Below are 16,548 nucleotides of genomic sequence, written 5' to 3' on the forward strand. Positions count from 1 at the left end.
CGTCCCGGGGAGCGTCCGCTCCCGTGATCCTGCCCGCACGAGGAGCCATGAACGATTTCGCGTCCACGCCCATGCTGACCCTGCTGCCCGCCGTCGACGTCGCGGGAGGCAAGGCGGTCCGCCTCACTCAGGGAGAGGCGGGGACCGAGACCAACTACGGCGACCCGGTCGACGCCGCTCTGGAATGGGCGCGGCAGGGGGCGGACTGGATCCACCTCGTGGACCTCGACGCGGCGTTCGGTCGCGGCAGCAACGCCGGCCTTCTGCGCAAGGTCATCAAGCAGGTCAAGGGCGTTCAGGTGGAGCTGTCCGGCGGCATCCGCGATGACCGTTCGCTCGAGGCGGCCCTGGAATCGGGCGCCGCCCGCATCAACCTGGGTACCGCCGCGCTCGAGAACCCCGAGTGGGCGGCCGACGTCATCGGGCGCTACGGCGATGTCATCGCCGTGGGGCTGGATGTTCGCGGCACGACGCTGGCCGCGCGGGGCTGGACGCAGGAGGGCGGCGACCTGTGGACCGTCCTGCAGCGGCTGGAAGCGGCCGGGTGCAGCCGCTACGTCGTCACCGACGTCACCAAGGACGGAACGTTGAAAGGCCCGAACCTCGATCTGCTGCGCGAGGTCACCTCGCGCACGCCCAAGCCCGTCGTCGCCTCGGGCGGGATCTCGAGCTTGGATGACATCGCCGCGCTCCGCGAGCTCGTGCCGCTGGGCGTCGAGGGGGCCATCATGGGCAAGGCCCTGTACGCGGGCGCGTTCACGCTCGCCGAGGCGCTGGATGTCGCCGGGTACTGACCCGCACTCGCGTCCGTCCGACTCCGCGGGTGTGCCGTGGGAGGGGCGGAGTTTCCAGAGCAATCCCCACGCGTCCGACGACGGCTCGGCGGACGCGGAGCTGCTGGCGGCGCTGACCTCGTTCCGCGAGGGGTCCGGCGACCAAGAGTCGGTCGTCGAAGCGTACCGCCGGGCACGCCTGCTGATTCCTCTCGTGGCCGAACGCGGCGACGAGGGGACCGCGCCCAGTGGGCTGACGGTGGACAAGACGCAGGAGCTGTCGATCGTCACCGTCGCGTCTCCCGACGGTCGCCGCGTGCTGCCGGTGTTCACCTCGGTCGCGACGATGGGCGTGTGGGATCCGACCGCCCGGCCCATCCCCGCCGAGGGTGTGCGGACGGCCGCTGCGGCGATGCAGGACGACACCGATCTGATCGTCGTCGACCCGGGCAGCGACACCGAGTTCGTGCTGCGCCGCCCCGCGGTCTGGGCGATCGCCCAGGGCCAGCGCTGGGAGCCCAGCTTCACGTCTCCCGAGGTCTACGCCGGATTGCAGGAGAGCATCGGATCGGAGCTGGCGGTGCTCGACCTGGCGGTGCAGGCCGGCGACCCCGACGCGCGGCTGCGCGGACCGGAGCTCATCGTGCGACTGGAGCTCGTCCACGGCCTCGAGAAGGACGCGTTGGACGCCGTCCTCGCACGGCTGGCTCAGCGCTGGGCGGCCGATGACCGCATCGCCGTGCTGGTGGACTCGCTGACGGTGAAGCTGGTGCGCAGCCGCTGAAGGGGGCAACGCCGGCCAGGGGCGGTCCGTCTCAGGTGACGGGTCCGGTCCACTTCTCGCCGGGACCCTTCCCGATCGGATCGGGGATCGTGGATGCCTCGCGGAAGGCCAGCTGGAGGGAGCGGAGTCCGTCGCGCAGCGAACGGGCGTGCATGTCGCTGATCTCCGGGGCTCCGGCGGTGATGAGGCCCGCGAGGGCATTGATGAGCTTGCGCGCCTCGTCCAGATCGAGCTGGTGAGCGGGGTCGTCGGCGAGGCCGGTCTTCACTGCGGCAGCGCTCATCAGGTGAACGGCGGTGGTGGTGATGACCTCGACCGCCGGTACGTCGGCGATGTCGCGCGTGGCCGATGCGGCGGCGCGCTCCTGCTCCTCCCACCGGGCCTCGCGCGACGCGTCGCGTGGGCCTTGCTCGTCGTGCGAGGGGGTGCCGGCATCCCGAATCGTGTCCACGTGCTGCTCTCTGCTAGACTATGGCGGGCTCCGAGGCCATGTGTCTCGGAATCGAAAGAGGATCACATCCCACCCGCGCTTGCCGCTCCAGGCTACCGGGTCACGCACTCCGCCCCGACCGCTTGCGGCCGGGGTCGACCAGGGTGCAGCCGGCGCTCGATCGCCGTGCGGGTGGAATGGACTCCTCTTCCACTCGCGATGCAAGCCCGTGTCGCGGTGGTCATCACCCGCATGAAAGAGGAGTTCCGCATCAGCGATCCCCGCACCAACGACCGCATCCGCGTCCCCGAGGTCCGCCTCGTCGGACCCGCGGGTGAGCAGGTCGGCGTCGTCCGCATCGAGGTGGCGCTGCGCCTGGCCCAGGAGGCCGACCTCGATCTCGTCGAGGTGGCCCCCAACTCGAAGCCCCCCGTGGTCAAGATCATGGACTACGGGAAGTTCAAGTACGAGGCTGCGCAGAAGGCCAAGGAAGCGCGTCGCAATCAGGCGAACACGGTCCTCAAGGAGGTCCGGTTCCGACTGAAGATCGAGGCGCACGACTACATCACCAAGCTCAAGCGCGCCGAGGGCTTCCTGCAGGCCGGCGACAAGGTCAAGGCGATGATCCTGTTCCGCGGTCGCGAGCAGTCGCGTCCCGAGCAGGGCGTGCGGCTGCTCCGCAAGTTCGCCGAGGACGTCGCGGAGTTCGGCACGGTGGAGTCGAACCCCACGATCGACGGCCGCAACATGGTGATGGTGGTCGCCCCGCACAAGAACAAGTCCGAGGTGAAGACCGAGCAGAACGCTCAGCGCGCAGCGAACAAGGAAGCCGCGCGGTCCGCCCGCAGCGGCGCCCCGGACGCCGACGACGAGCCCCAAGCCACGTCCGAGCCGGCATCCGCCGAGTAGGACCCACGAACTCCCGCACCGCGGGACACCGACTCCCGCCTGGGCGGGAAGTGAAACGAAGGAAGAAGAGATGCCGAAGCAGAAGACCCACTCGGGCGCCAAGAAGCGCTTCAAGGTCACCGGAAGCGGCAAGCTGATGAAGCAGCAGGCCAACATGCGGCACAACCTCGAGGGCAAGTCGAGCCGTCGCACGCGTCGCCTCAACCAGGAGCAGGTCCTGGCCCCCGGTGACGCGAAGGTCGCCAAGAAGCTCCTCGGCCTCTGAGCGCCGACGCACGATAGGAAACAGAAGAAATGGCTAGAGTCAAGCGGGCTGTCAACGCCCACAAGAAGCGTCGCGTCATCCTCGAGCGCGCCTCCGGTTACCGGGGTCAGCGTTCGCGCCTGTACCGCAAGGCGAAGGAGCAGGTCACCCACTCGCTCGTCTACGCGTACCGCGACCGTCGCAAGCGCAAGGGCGACTTCCGTCGTCTGTGGATCCAGCGCATCAACGCCGCGAGCCGTCAGAACGGCCTCACCTACAACCGCTTCATCCAGGGTCTGGGTCTTGCCGGCGTGCAGGTGGACCGTCGAATGCTGGCCGAGCTCGCCGTGAACGAGCCGGCCACGTTCGCGTCGCTGGTCGCCACCGCGAAGAACGCGCTGCCCGAGAACGTCAACGCTCCCAAGAGCGCCTGACCCGCAGTTCTCCTCACTGAAGGCGTCCTCCATACGGAGGGCGCCTTCGGTGTCTCTAGACTGGTCGCGTGCTCGAGAACCCCCGGTCCCCGCGCGTGCGCGCCGTCGCGAAGCTGACCAAACGGGCGGCCAGGCAGGAGACGGGGCTGTTCCTCCTCGAAGGCCCCCAATCCGCGCGCGAGGCCCTCGCGTATCGCCCTGACACGCTGGTCGAGCTCTACGCGACGCCGACGGCGCTCGAGAGGCACTCGGACGTCCGTGCCGGGGCGGACGAGGCGGGGATCGAGATCGTGTTCGCCGCCGAGGCGGTCATCGACGCCATGGCCGACACCGTAACACCGCAGGGGATCGTCGCGGTGGCGCGCCAGTCCCCGACCTCCGTCCGTGACGTCTTCGCGGCATCGCCCCGTCTCGTCGCGATCTGCGAGGAGGTCCGCGACCCGGGCAATCTGGGCACCATCATCCGCGCGGCCGACGCGGCCGGGGCCGACGCCGTCGTGCTGACCGGTCGGACGGTCGACCCGTACAACCCCAAGGTGGTGCGGGCCACCACCGGCTCGCTCTTCCACCTGCCCGTGGCCGTCGGGGTGGAGCTGTCGACCGCGATCGAGCGAGCGCACGGCGCAGGCATGCGCGTCATCGCCGCTGACGTGGGCGGCGGCGACTTCCTCGCTGCCCGCGACCGCCTGGCGGAGCCGACCGCGTGGCTTTTCGGCAACGAGGCGCGAGGCCTCGACGAAGACGCGCTCGCCCTTGCCGACGACGCGCTGCGCCTGCCGATCTTCGGCAAGGCGGAGTCGCTGAACCTCGCGACGGCGGCCAGTGTGTGCCTGTACGAGACCGCGTTCGCCCAGCGCGCTGCCGGGATCTGACCCGCCCCCGTTTGTTTCAGATCGGTAAAGGGTTGCGTGGGCTCCTGCGGCGGCATGCCTCGCGGTCCTAGGGTGAACCCCATGGCGACTCCTGATGCCCCGGCGGCTTCGCCGCGCACCTCGAACATCAACGTCCGTCGCGGCGAGCCCCTCGTCGTCGTGGAGAACGTCGACAAGCACTTCGGCCAGCTGCACGTGCTGCGCGACATCAACACCGTGGTCAACCGCGGTGAGGTCGTCGTGGTCATCGGTCCCTCGGGATCGGGGAAGTCCACCCTGTGCCGCGCGATCAACCGGCTCGAGACGATCGACTCCGGCGTCATCACGATCGACGGGCAGCCGCTCCCCGCCGAGGGGAAGGACCTGGCACGCCTGCGCGCGGACGTCGGCATGGTGTTCCAGTCGTTCAACCTGTTCGCCCACAAGTCCGTCCTCGAGAACGTCACCCTCGGGCCGATGCGCGTGCGGGGGATGAAGAAGAAGGATGCCGATCAGAAGGCCATGCAGCTTCTGGACCGCGTGGGAGTGGCCAATCAGGCGTCCAAGATGCCCGCTCAGCTCTCGGGCGGACAGCAGCAGCGAGTGGCGATCGCCCGCTCGCTCGCGATGAACCCGAAGCTGATCCTGATGGACGAGCCCACCAGCGCACTCGACCCGGAGATGATCAACGAGGTCCTGGACGTCATGGTGGGCCTCGCGTCGGAGGGTATGACGATGATCGTCGTCACCCACGAGATGGGCTTCGCCCGCAAGGCCGCCGACCGCGTGCTCTTCATGGCCGACGGCGCCATCGTCGAGGAGGCGACCCCCGAGAAGTTCTTCACCGACCCGCAGAGTGATCGGGCCAAGGACTTCCTCTCGAAGATCCTCGAGCACTGACCCAGACCCCCGCCGCCATCAGCGACGGGAAACCGGAGGTGGCCGCCACGCGCGGCCCGCACCACAGCAAAGGACGAGAACATGAAGCGATCCAGACTTCCCCTCATCGCGCTGGCCGCGGCCGGCGCGCTCGCACTGTCGGCATGTGCCGGCGGCACGACCACGCCGGGCGACGACGCCGCTCCCGAGCCCGAAGACGTCAGCTTCGAAGAGGGCACCACGATGGCGGAGCTCAATGAGGCGGGCACCATCACCATCGGCACCAAGTTCGACCAGCCGCTGTTCGGCCTTATGGGCCCCTCGGGCGTCCCGGAGGGCTTCGACGTCGAGATCGGCAAGATCATCGCCTCCGAGCTCGGCATCTCCGAAGACAACATCGAGTGGGTCGAGACGGTCTCGGCCAACCGTGAGCCCTTCATCGAGAACGGCCAGGTCGACATCGTCATCGCGACCTACACGATCAACGACGAGCGCAAGGAGGTCGTGTCGTTCGCGGGGCCGTACTACATGGCCGGTCAGTCGATCCTCGTCCTGGCGGACAACGACGACATCACCACCGAGGACGACCTCGTCGGCCAGCCGGTGTGCTCGGTGACCGGCTCGACGCCGGCCGCCATGCTCGAGGAGATCGGCGCCGAGCCGGTCCTCACCGACACGTACTCGAACTGCCTCGAGCCGCTGCGCAACGGCACCGTCGTGGCCGTCTCGACCGACAACGTCATCCTGGCCGGCCTCGCCGCGCAGAACGAGGGCGAGTTCAAGGTCGCCGGCGAGCCGTTCACCGAGGAGCCCTACGGCATCGGCCTCGCGCTGGACGACACCGACTTCCGCATGTGGATCAACGACGTGCTCGAGGAGTCGTACGAGGACGGCCGGTACGAAGAGGCGTGGAACAGCACCGCGGGAACGGTCCTGCCGTTCGTCGACCCGCCGGCGCCCGACCGCTACTGATCGACCCGATCGCCTCCCGCCGCCGCATGCCGGCGGGAGGCGATCCCCTCGCACGCGAAAGGACACCGCATGGACCAGCTGTGGTCGCTCATGCCCGAATTCTGGGAGGGCTTCCGGGTCACGCTGCTGCTGTTGGCCGTCTCGGGCATCCTGGCCCTCGTCCTCGGAACCGTGATCGCCGCGATGCGGATATCGCCGGTTCCCGTCCTGCGCGGTTTCGCGGCGTTCTGGACCGAGATCGCGCGCAACACCCCGCTCACGCTGGTCTTCTTCTTCACCGCGTTCGTGATGCCGATGCTGGGCGTGCGGGCCCCGTATCTGCTGCTGGCCTTCATCGCGCTCACGTACTACACCTCGCCGTTCGTCGCGGAGGCGCTGCGGTCCGGCATCAACGGTGTGCCGGTCGGTCAGGCCGAGGCCGCTCGAAGCATCGGACTCGGCTTCGGCCAGACCGTATCGCTCGTGGTCCTGCCACAGGCGTTCCGCATGACGGTCCCGCCGCTCATCAACGTCTTCATCGCCCTCACGAAGAACACATCGGTGGCGGGTGGATTCTTCGTCGTGGAGCTCTTCGCCTCCACGCGCCAGCTGGCCAACGACAACGGGAACATCGTGATCCCGCTCCTCCTCGTGGCGGCAGCGCTCTACCTGGTCATCACGGTGCCGCTCGGCCTGGCCGCCGGGCAACTCGAGAAGCGATGGGTGGTCAGCCGATGAGCGGCAACAGCGTCCTGTTCGACGTCCCCGGTCCCCGGGCCAAGCGGGTGTCGCTGATCGCCTCGATCCTCTCTCTCGCGGCGATCGCGGGCCTGGCGGTGTGGGTGTTCTTCCTCCTCGCGGCCCCCCGGCAGTCGGGTGGAGTCACCCTGCCCGGGATGTTCGACGGAAGCCGTTGGGACATCTTCGCCGACCCGCAGGTGTGGACCTTCATCGGCAGCGGCGTCCTCGGAACCCTGCAGGCGGCCGCTGTCGCCGCGGTGGGTGCGATCGTCCTCGGGGTCGTGCTCTCGCTGCTGCGCAGCTCGCAGATCGCGTGGGTGCGGATCCCGACGGCGTGGTTCATCGAGTTCTTCCGCGGCATGCCCGTGCTGCTGATGATGCTCTTCATCCTGCTCGTCGCCTCCACGCAGGCTTTCTGGGCGGTCGTCATCGCCCTCATCGTGTACAACGGCACGCTCATCGGAGAGGCGCTCCGCGCGGGACTCGCGGCGCTGCCGCGCGGGCAGCGCGAAGCAGCCCTGAGCGTCGGCATGCGGGACTTCCAGTCGAAGATGCTCGTTGAGTTCCCGCAGGCGTTCCGGCAGATGCTGCCGATCATCGTCGCCCAGCTCGTGGTGCTGCTGAAGGACACCTCGCTCGGCTACATCGTGGGCTACAACGAGATCATCCGCACCACGATGAACAACCTGGGCAGCTTCTACGGCAACCGGTACCTGTTCTCGCTGTTCGCCGTGACCCTCGCCATCTACCTCGCGATCAACCTGTCGCTGTCGTGGTTCGCCCGCTGGCTGTCGCGCCGCACCGCGAGCGGAGGAACGCGCCTCAAGGGCGGCAAGGGCCCGGTGGATGACCCGGCCAATCCCGCGGCGCTGTTGAAGGTGGAGGCCACCGCCGATCGCATCGCAGCCAACCGGGGACTGGGCCAGCACGACGCGCACGGTATGTGATCAAACCGCCGAGTAGGCGAGCGCGCTCCCGCCGACGTCCACCCGCACCCGTGTGCCGGGAGGGGTGGCGGCGGGCGAGGCCACACGTGCGTGCAGGATCGCGCCCCCCGCGAGCCCGATCTCGAGCAGCGCGCTGTGGCCGGTGAAGCGCGCACGGCGCACGACGCCGACGCCCTCCGCGTCGGCGGTCACGCCGAGCTGCTCGGGTCGCAGCATCACCCTCACCGCGGTGCCTGCCGCCGGTGCCGCGACGTCGCCGGCGACGTGATGCTCCGCCCACTGTGCGGGCAGGCGCCCGAGCAGCGTGTCGACCACGTCCTCATGCCACTGGCCGTCGAGGAACACCGCATCGCCGACGAAGCCCGCGACCCACGCGGTCGCCGGCAGGCCGAACACGATCGCCGGCGCGTCCTCCTGCAGCACCCGGCCGTCCCGCATCACGGCGACCCGGTCCGCCAGCGACAGAGCCTCCTCCTGGTCGTGCGTGACGAGCACCGCGGTGACGCCCTCCTCTCGCAGCCACGCCGGGACCGACTCCCGCAGCTCGTGTCTCAGCAGCGGGTCGAGCGCGGCGAAGGGCTCGTCCAGCAGCACGAGAGCGGGACGCGATGCCAGAGCGCGGGCGAGCGACACGCGCTGCGCCTGGCCCCCGGACAGCTGCGACGGCATCCGCTCGGCGAAGCCGTCCAGGCCCACCAGGGCCAGCACCCGCCCGACCTCGGAATCGAGGGCGCCGCGACGCCGCGGCGACCGTCGGCCGGACGCCCGCGGCATTCCGAAGGCGACGTTCTGGGCGACGGTGAGATGCGGGAAGAGAGTCGCGTCCTGCGGCACCCACCCGATGCCGCGGCGCTCGGGGCGCAGGTGGATGCCGTGGGTGGCGACCAGCCGCGTGCCGAGCCGGATGTCGCCGGATGCTGCGCGCACGAGTCCGGCGATCGTGCGCAGCAGCGTGGTCTTGCCGCATCCGCTCGGACCGACGACGGCGAGCAGTTCACCGTCGGAGGCACTGATGTCGACGCCCCGGAGGATGTCGGCATCGCCGAGACGGACGGTCAGGGCATCGACGCGCAGCGAGGTCATGTCACACATCCTCCGGTTCGCGGTCTCGGGAGAGCAGGAATGCCGGCACGCACGCCACCGCGAGCAGGGCCAGCGCGTAGGGGGCCGCAGCACCGTACGCCGCGACGTCGGTGCGCGACCACAGCTCGGTCGCGAGGGTGTCGGTGCCGGTGGGGCGCAGGAGCAGCGTCGCCGGCAGCTCCTTCATCGCCGTGACCGCGACCAGGAGCGCGGCGGCGAGGACGCCCGGGCGTGCCAGGCGGACGGTGACCTGCCACCACGTCGCCATGGCCGTGCGGCCGAGCGTGCGCGAGAGGTCTTCGAGGCTCGGGGGCACCTGCGCGATGGCGCTGCGGACGCCGCCGAGTGCTTTCGGGAGGAACATCACGCCGTACCCGAACGCCAGCACGAGAGCGCTCTGGTACCACCAGGGGACGACCGTCAGCGAGAACGACACCAGCGACAGTCCGACGACGACGCCCGGGATGCCGAGGGGGAGGAGGGCGGCGACCTCGGCGGCGCGCACGCCCCGCCCGCGATATCGCGCCACGATCGCGCCGACCGGGAGCGCGAGCAGGACCGCGATCACCGCACCGGCTCCTGCTAAGGAGAGGGTCCCGATCAGGGCCGAGGCGAACTCGCTGGGATCGAACGCCCGCAGGCTCGAGGCGTCGAGGGCGCGCGCGACGAGGATGACCGAGGGCACGCCGGCCGCGAGGATCGCCGGCAGCGCCAGCACCGCGAGTCCGGCCGGAAGGAGGGCGCGAAGACGTATCGGGGCGCTGCGCGCACCGGTGGATGCCGGAACCGCCGCCCGCCGGCGAAGCAGCTGCTCGGCCACGACGACCACGAGGGCGATCAGCACCAGCACGCTCGAGAGCACGAGGGCGTAGTCGCGGTCGAAGCTCGCCCCGAACGCCTGATGGATCGCCGTTGTCAGCACCGGGAAGCGGAAGAGGGCGACTCCGCCGAAGTCGCTGAGGGTGTAGAGGAAGGTGAGGAGCGCGCCGACCGACACGGCCGGCGCGATCTGCGGCCACGTGCCGGCGAAGAAGGCGGCCGCCGGTGGGCGGCCCAGGGTGCGGGCGAGATCGTCGAACCTCGTCGACGCCGAGCGCATCGCCGCGGCGGTCGGCAGCGTCACGTACGGCACGCACACGCAGGTCAGCACGAACCACGAGGCCCAGAAGCCCTGCATCTGGGGAAGCGCGGCGAGCCAGCCGTAGGCCGCCAGGTAGGACGGCACGGCAAGGGGGAGGGCGGCCAGCGCCGCCCACACCGGCCGCGCGGGCAGCGCCACCCTCGACAGCAGCCACGCCCCGGGCACCCCGATCACGACCGCGGCCGCGGTGACGGCTCCCGCGAGCAGGAGCGAGTTCCCGACGAGCTCGGGAACCCTCGGCCGCAGCAGAGCCTCGGCGATCTGGTCTCCGCCGGCCCCCGCGATCCGAACGACGAGGTACAGCAGAGGCACCGCCGCCAGGACGCACGCGACGGCCGCCGCCGCCCACAGGGCGGTCGGCGGCCGTCGCGTCGCGGTCTGGTCGGCCACTGTCGGTCAGTCGAAGGTCATGGGGTGCCGCTCGTTCGGACTCAGAGGAGTCCGGCGCGCGCGAGGAGCTCCTGCGACTCGGCGACCGATTCGAGGTCGCTGAGATCCAGCTCGGGGTTCACCAGCGAATCCAGCGCCGGAAGACCCTCCGGCGCCTCGATGCCCGGCAGCAGAGGGTACTCGAAGGTCTGCTCCACGAAGTACTGCTGACCCGCCTCCGAGACGAGGTACTCCACGAGCGCCAGGGCGTCCGGGTCTCCCTCGGCGCCCGCGAGGATCGCGGCGCCCGTGACGTTGACGATCCCGCCGGGGTCGCCGGGCAGGAACTTCAGCTGCGCCCGCATCGCGTCCTCACCCTGCTCGGCCGCGCGCTGGTACCAGTAGTAGTGGTTGATGAGGGCGACATCGAGCTGACCCGCGTTCACCAGGTCGAGGGTCGCGCCGTTGCTCTCGGTGATGACCGGATCGTTCGCCGCCATGGCCGAGGCCCACTCCTCGGCCGCCTCGTCGCCGTCCAGGACGCGCAGGGCGGTGATGAACGACTGGAAGCTGGCGTTTCCGGGCGGGAAGCCCACGCGGCCGGCCCACTCCTCTTCGGTGAAGTCGCGCACCGAGTCGGGCACGTCCGACTCGTCGAGCGTCTCGGCGTCGTACGCGATGACGCGGGCGCGGCCGGTCACCCCGATCCAGCTGTCGTCCTGCGAGGTGAACCCGGCCGGGATGAGGTCCGCGAGATCGGCCGGCACGGGGGAGGTGAGGCCGGCGTCCGCGACGGCGCCGAGGGCGCCTGCGTCCTGCGAGAGGAAGACGTCGGCGGGAGTGCGATCGCCTTCTTCGAGCAGCAGCGCCGTCAGTTCGGAGGTGCCGGCGTAGCGGACCTCCACCTCGATGCCCGTGTCGGCGGTGAACTGCTCGATGAGGGGGGCGATGAGCTCCTCATCGCGACCCGCATAGAGAGTGACTTCGCCGTCGGATTCGGCGCTGGCGGCGGGTTCGGGGGTCGTGGCCGCCGTGCAGCCCGAGAGCAGGACGGCCGATAGGAGGGTGGCGGGGATCAGGACGCGGGGCATGCGCATGTCAGGACTCCGGGGGAGGAGGAACAGGGGGATGCCGCGGTGCACGCGACAAGGTAAGGCGAACCTAACCTGTGCGGCCGTCGAACGCAAAAGCGGACGTCATGCGCCGACGGACGGCGTCATGCGACATCGGTAGACTCGACTCTCGTGTCTGACGCTCCCGAAATCACCCCCGACGCGGTCTCCGCGGCCGTCGCCGACGCCCTCGCGGCGATCGCCGGCGCGGGCGACACCGCCGCTCTCAAGGCTGTCCGCTCCGCCCACACCGCCGAGGGCTCGCCGCTGGCGGCGCTGAACGCCCGCATGCGCGACGTGCCGAAGGAGCGCAAGGCGGAATTCGGCAAGCTCGTCGGGCAGGCCCGCGCTGAGGTGAACCAGGCGCTCGCCGCACGCGAGGAGGCGCTCGCCGCAGCCGAGACGGCCGCCAAGCTCGAGGCGGAGCGGGTCGACATCACCGCGCTCGCCCAGCGCGCGAGGGTGGGGGCGCGGCATCCGCTCACCCTGCTGCAGGACCAGATCGGCGACATCTTCACCGGTATGGGCTGGGAGGTCGCGGAAGGGCCCGAGCTCGAGCACGAGTGGTTCAACTTCGACGCCCTGAACCTCGACGAGGACCACCCGGCGCGTCAGATGCAGGACACGTTCTACGTCGACCCGGTCGCGCGACACCTGGTGATGCGCACGCACACGAGCCCGGTGCAGGTGCGTTCGATGCTGGAGCGCGACCTGCCGATCTACATCGTCTGCCCGGGTCGGGCCTATCGCACCGACGAGTTCGACGCGACCCACCTGCCCGTGTTCAGCCAGTTCGAGGGCCTCGTCATCGACAAGGGCATCACGATGGCCCACCTCAAGGGCACGCTCGATCACGTCGCACAGGCTCTCTTCGGCGCCGAGGCCAAGACCCGGTTCCGGACCAACTTCTTCCCCTTCACCGAGCCGTCGGCCGAACTCGACCTCTGGCACCCCACCTTCAAGGGGGGCGCGCGCTGGATCGAGTGGGGCGGATGCGGAATGGTGAACCCGAACGTGCTGCGCGCGGCGGGGATCGATCCCGAGGAGTACTCGGGCTTCGCCTTCGGGATGGGGATCGAGCGGACGCTGATGTTCCGCTCGGACGTGCAGGACATGCGCGACATGGCCGAGGGCGATGTGCGCTTCAGCGAGCAGTTCGGATTGGTGGTCTGATGCGCGTCCCGCTTTCGTGGCTGCGTGAGTTCGTCGACGTCCCCGAGGGCGCCACGCCCGAGGACGTCCTTGCGGCGCTGGTGTCGGTCGGCTTCGAAGAGGAGGACGTCCACCACTTCGACCTGACGGGACCGATCGTCGTCGGCGAGGTCGTGAGCTTCGTCGAGGAGCCGCAGTCCAACGGCAAGACCATCCGGTGGTGCCAGGTCGACGTGGGCGAGGGGGAGTCCCGCGGCGTCGTGTGCGGCGCGCGCAACTTCTTCGCCGGCGACAAGGTCGTGGTGACCCTCCCCGGTGCCGTGCTGCCGGGGCCGTTCCCGATCGCGGCCCGCAAGACGTACGGTCACGTCTCGGACGGCATGATCGCATCGGCCAAGGAACTGGGACTCGGCGACGAGCACAGCGGCATCCTGCGGCTGGTCGAGCTCGGCATCGACGCGCCGGTGGGCACCGACGCGATCGCGCTGCTGGGCCTGGACGACGTCGCCGTCGACGTGAACGTCACCCCCGACCGCGGCTACGCGCTCTCGATCCGCGGCATCGCCCGGGAGTACTCCCACGCCACCGGCGCGGCGTTCCGCGACCCGGGCCTGCGTCCGGCCGACGAGGTGGCGGCCGGAACCGGCTTCCCCGTCGCCGTCGACGACGTCGCGCCCATCCGCGGCCGGGTGGGGGCGAGCGAGTTCGTCGTGCGCGTCGTGCGCGAGGTCGACCCCGGCAAGCCCACCCCCGCGTGGATGACCGCGCGACTGGCGCTGGCCGGCATCCGATCGCTCGGCATCCTCATCGACATCACCAACTACGTGATGCTCGAGCTCGGCAACCCGATCCACGGGTACGACCTCGACACGCTCACCGGGGGCATCACCGTGCGTCGTGCCGTCGCCGGCGAGAAGCTCGAGACCCTCGACGGCAAGGTCCGCACCCTGCACACCGACGACCTGCTCATCACCGACGAGTCCGGCCCCATCGGCCTCGCGGGTGTCATGGGCGGGGGCCCGACCGAGATGAGCGCCGCCACGCGCAACGTCCTCATCGAGGCGGCGATCTTCGACACCGTCTCGATCGCCCGCACCGCCCGCCGTCACCGACTGCCGAGCGAAGCATCCCGGCGCTTCGAGCGCGGCGTCGACCCGGCGATCCCGTTCGTCGCCGCTCGACGCGTCGCCGACCTGATGGTGCAGTACGCCGGCGGCACGAGCGACGACGCGTTCGGCGGGTCGCTCGGCACCGCGGTGCGACGCACTGTCATCGACCTGCCCGCAGGGTTCGTCGCGAAGCTGATCGGCGTGGACTACAGCGCGGCGCAGGTGCGCGGCGCGCTGGAGATGATCGGCTGCGACGTCGACCCTGCCGGCGACGTGTGGCGCGTGACCGCCCCGACCTGGCGCCCCGACCTGACCGACAAGTGGACGCTCGCCGAAGAGGTCGCGCGCATCGACGGGCTCGACAAGGTGCCCTCGGTGCTGCCCGTGCCGCCGTCGGGTCGCGGATTCACCGCCGCCCAGCACGGACGCCGTCGCGTGGCGAACGCGCTCGCCGCGGCGGGCTTCGTCGAGACCCCGTCGTTCCCGTTCACCACCGAACAGCAGAACGACCTCCACGGCTCCGCCTCCGGCGACCATCTGCCCAGCGTCAAGCTCGCCAATCCGCTCGACGGCCAGGCGCCGTTCCTGCGCCGCTCGCTGATCCCCGGGATGCTGCAGGTCGCTCACCGCAACGTCTCACGCGGTCTCACCGACCTCGCCCTGTTCGAGACCGGCGCGGTCTTCCTGCCGAAGCCTGGCGTGTCGTACGGCACACCGTTCGTGCCGCCCCTGGCGGTGCGTCCGGATGCCGCGACCCTGGCCGAGCTCGACGACGCCATCCCGCCCCAGCCGCGCCACGTCGCCGTGCTGCTGACCGGCAACCGCGTCGCCAAGCAGCCCGGCCAGCCCGCCGAGGCCGCCGACGTCGCCGACGCCCTCGACGCCGTCCGCACGATCGCTTCGGCGGCCGGCGTCGCCGTCGACGTCGTGCAGGGGCGGCGCGCCGCGCTGCACCCGGGACGGACCGGCGTGATCACGGTCGTCGGTGAAGAGGTCGGATACGTCGGCGAGCTGCTGCCCGCTGTCGCCGAGGCCGCCGACCTTCCGGGCCGTGTCGTCGTGGCCGAGCTCGACCTCGACCGGCTGCTCGCGCTGGCCGGAGACCGGGTCGTCGCGGCATCCCTTTCAGGATTCCCGGCCGCCACGCAGGACGTCTCGCTCGTCGTCGACGCCGCCGTGCCGGCCGCCGAGGTGCGCGCGGCGCTGCGAGAGGGCGCCGGCCCGCTGCTGGAGTCCCTGCGGCTCGTCGACGACTACCGCGGGACGGGTCTGCCGGACGGGTCGAAGAGCCTCACGTTCGCGCTGCGCTTCCGCGCCGACGACCGCACTCTCACCGCCGCGGAGGCCTCGGACGCCAAGCTCGCCGGCGTCGCCGTCGCGCAGGAGCGTTTCGGCGCCACGCTGCGCGAGTAAGCAGCGCCGCGGCGCCGGCGCGCGGGCAGACTGGGCGCATGACGGATGTGCTCGTGCTCGGCGGAACGGGATGGGTCAGCGGCCGCGTCGCCGCGGAATGGGTGCGGCGGGGCGCTCGCGTGACGTGCGTCGGACGCGGCTCGCGGCCGGCACCTTCGGGTGCGGCCCTGCACATCGCCGACCGCGACGACCCCCGCGGGTACGACGTGCTCGCGACGCGGGAGTGGGACGAGGTCGTCGACGTGTCGTCCGAGCAGGCGCACGTCGCGGGCGCCCTCGCGATGCTCGCCGGGAGGACGCGGCACTGGACCTACGTCTCCTCGGTCTCGGTGTACGCCGCGGCGGACCGCGTCGGCGACGACGAGAGCGCCGAGCTGGTCGCGCCGGCCGCCCCCGGCGAGGCCGCGGAATACCCCCGGGCCAAAGCGGCCGCCGAGAAGGCGGTGCACGAAGCCCTCGCCGATCGAGCGGCGGTGATTCGACCGGGCCTCATCGTCGGTGAGGGCGATCCGACGGACCGTTTCGGCTACTGGGTCTCGCGACTCGCCCTCGCCGGCGACGGGCCGGTGCTGGTACCGGCGGGCGATCGCCGATCCCAGGTCATCGACGTCGCCGATCTGGCCGACTTCATCGTGGATGCCGGTGGCCGCGGGTGGGTGGGCGAGGTCGACGCCGTCGGTCCGTCGACGCCGCTGCGTGACGTCATCGCCGATGCCCGACGCGTCGCCGGGCACACCGGCGCCGTCGTCGCGGCATCCGATGTCGATCTGCTCGCGCACGACGTCGCGTACTGGGCGGGGCCGCGGTCTCTGCCGCTGTGGATCCCGTCCGAGATGGCCGGATTCGCCACGCGCCTCGGCGAACGGTACCGGCGAGCCGGTGGCCGCACCCGGCCGCTCGAGACCACCCTCGCCGAGGTCCTCGCCGACGAACGGGCCCGTGGGCTCGGGCGCGAGCGCCGTGCCGGACTCGCCCGCGCGGACGAGCTCGCGATCATCGCCGCCCTCGGCGTCCGGATCACGTGATCTGGCCGAGAGCACGTGTTGCTCGCGCGCGCAGCGTGTGCGCTCGGTGAGAACACGTGATGCGGGCACCCGTGGGGGCGGGTGACGATTTGCGGATGCCGCAACCGCACGGCTATCGTCGGCGCATGCCGTCGGCGAATCAGGGTCCTGCGCAGCTCGCTCCGAGCTCCGTTCCCGTGCGCCGACGCCGTCTGGGCGGGC

General features: G+C 70.8%; 17 protein-coding genes. 13 read left to right on the plus strand and 4 right to left on the minus strand.

All coding sequences use genetic code 11. The features are described from left to right. Positions 1-47: 47 nt before the first annotated feature. The gene (priA, locus tag Q9S36_RS39350; RefSeq protein ID WP_251449288.1) at positions 48-794 is read left to right on the plus strand and encodes a bifunctional 1-(5-phosphoribosyl)-5-((5-phosphoribosylamino)methylideneamino)imidazole-4-carboxamide isomerase/phosphoribosylanthranilate isomerase PriA; all 747 of its coding nucleotides are present in this window, start codon (positions 48-50) and stop codon (positions 792-794) included. Then, complete coding sequence (locus Q9S36_RS39355; RefSeq protein ID WP_311290205.1) at positions 778-1,557, plus strand: SseB family protein; 780 nt, start codon at positions 778-780, stop codon at positions 1,555-1,557. Before priA ends, Q9S36_RS39355 begins: the two co-directional genes overlap by 17 nt. A 31-nt stretch (positions 1,558-1,588) precedes the next feature. On the opposite strand, the gene Q9S36_RS39360 is transcribed toward Q9S36_RS39355, so the two are convergent. Then, positions 1,589-1,999 carry a DUF1844 domain-containing protein gene (locus Q9S36_RS39360; protein ID WP_251451403.1) on the minus strand — a complete coding sequence of 137 codons (411 nt, stop codon included), beginning with the start codon at positions 1,997-1,999 and terminating at the stop codon, positions 1,589-1,591. 207 nt (positions 2,000-2,206) lie between these two features. Between Q9S36_RS39360 and infC the strand changes: the two genes are divergently transcribed. The 8 genes from infC (at position 2,207) to Q9S36_RS39400 (ending at position 7,943) form a co-directional block, all read left to right on the plus strand. Beyond that, positions 2,207-2,896 carry a translation initiation factor IF-3 gene (gene infC / locus Q9S36_RS39365; RefSeq protein ID WP_311290206.1) on the plus strand — a complete coding sequence of 230 codons (690 nt, stop codon included), beginning with the start codon at positions 2,207-2,209 and terminating at the stop codon, positions 2,894-2,896. Positions 2,897-2,966: 70 nt separating this feature from the next. Then, complete coding sequence (gene rpmI, locus Q9S36_RS39370) at positions 2,967-3,161, plus strand: 50S ribosomal protein L35 (RefSeq protein ID WP_191718014.1); 195 nt, start codon at positions 2,967-2,969, stop codon at positions 3,159-3,161. Between the two features lie 29 nt (positions 3,162-3,190). Beyond that, entirely contained in the window at positions 3,191-3,574 is a 384-nt protein-coding gene (rplT, locus tag Q9S36_RS39375; protein WP_251449294.1) for a 50S ribosomal protein L20, read from the plus strand. A gap of 68 nt (positions 3,575-3,642) precedes the next feature. Further along, positions 3,643-4,446, plus strand: coding sequence for an RNA methyltransferase (locus Q9S36_RS39380; protein WP_311290207.1), 804 nt, complete (start codon positions 3,643-3,645; stop codon positions 4,444-4,446). Between the two features lie 81 nt (positions 4,447-4,527). Further along, complete coding sequence (locus Q9S36_RS39385) at positions 4,528-5,325, plus strand: amino acid ABC transporter ATP-binding protein (RefSeq protein ID WP_251449298.1); 798 nt, start codon at positions 4,528-4,530, stop codon at positions 5,323-5,325. Between the two features lie 81 nt (positions 5,326-5,406). Next, positions 5,407-6,276: a glutamate ABC transporter substrate-binding protein gene (locus tag Q9S36_RS39390; protein ID WP_251449300.1), complete on the plus strand. Its 870-nt coding sequence runs from the start codon at positions 5,407-5,409 to the stop codon at positions 6,274-6,276. Between the two features lie 69 nt (positions 6,277-6,345). Next, complete coding sequence (locus Q9S36_RS39395) at positions 6,346-6,993, plus strand: amino acid ABC transporter permease (protein WP_251449302.1); 648 nt, start codon at positions 6,346-6,348, stop codon at positions 6,991-6,993. After that, positions 6,990-7,943 (plus strand): amino acid ABC transporter permease, encoded by a 954-nt coding sequence (locus tag Q9S36_RS39400; RefSeq protein WP_311290208.1) that lies wholly within the window; start codon positions 6,990-6,992, stop codon positions 7,941-7,943. The genes Q9S36_RS39395 and Q9S36_RS39400 overlap by 4 nt, the downstream gene beginning before the upstream one ends. Here Q9S36_RS39400 and Q9S36_RS39405 read toward each other — a convergent pair whose 3' ends face one another. From Q9S36_RS39405 to Q9S36_RS39415, 3 genes are read right to left on the minus strand one after another with little or no spacing between them, the layout of a single operon-like run. Next, positions 7,944-9,026 carry an ABC transporter ATP-binding protein gene (locus Q9S36_RS39405; protein WP_311290209.1) on the minus strand — a complete coding sequence of 361 codons (1,083 nt, stop codon included), beginning with the start codon at positions 9,024-9,026 and terminating at the stop codon, positions 7,944-7,946. A gap of 1 nt (position 9,027) precedes the next feature. Continuing rightward, positions 9,028-10,557 carry an iron ABC transporter permease gene (locus tag Q9S36_RS39410; protein WP_311290210.1) on the minus strand — a complete coding sequence of 510 codons (1,530 nt, stop codon included), beginning with the start codon at positions 10,555-10,557 and terminating at the stop codon, positions 9,028-9,030. A gap of 41 nt (positions 10,558-10,598) precedes the next feature. Further along, the gene (locus tag Q9S36_RS39415; RefSeq protein ID WP_311290211.1) at positions 10,599-11,633 is read right to left on the minus strand and encodes an iron ABC transporter substrate-binding protein; all 1,035 of its coding nucleotides are present in this window, start codon (positions 11,631-11,633) and stop codon (positions 10,599-10,601) included. Positions 11,634-11,780: 147 nt separating this feature from the next. Here Q9S36_RS39415 and pheS point away from each other — a divergent pair, with 147 nt between their 5' ends. Genes pheS through Q9S36_RS39430 form a run of 3 tightly spaced genes read left to right on the plus strand, consistent with a single transcriptional unit; the run spans position 11,781 to position 16,347 of the window. After that, entirely contained in the window at positions 11,781-12,821 is a 1,041-nt protein-coding gene (gene pheS / locus Q9S36_RS39420; RefSeq protein ID WP_311290212.1) for a phenylalanine--tRNA ligase subunit alpha, read from the plus strand. Next, positions 12,821-15,322, plus strand: coding sequence for a phenylalanine--tRNA ligase subunit beta (pheT, locus tag Q9S36_RS39425; protein ID WP_311290213.1), 2,502 nt, complete (start codon positions 12,821-12,823; stop codon positions 15,320-15,322). The genes pheS and pheT overlap by 1 nt, the downstream gene beginning before the upstream one ends. A 38-nt stretch (positions 15,323-15,360) precedes the next feature. Beyond that, positions 15,361-16,347, plus strand: coding sequence for an NAD-dependent epimerase/dehydratase family protein (locus Q9S36_RS39430; protein ID WP_311290214.1), 987 nt, complete (start codon positions 15,361-15,363; stop codon positions 16,345-16,347). Positions 16,348-16,548: the final 201 nt, after the last annotated feature.

Source organism: Microbacterium sp. ARD31 (assembly GCF_031844425.1).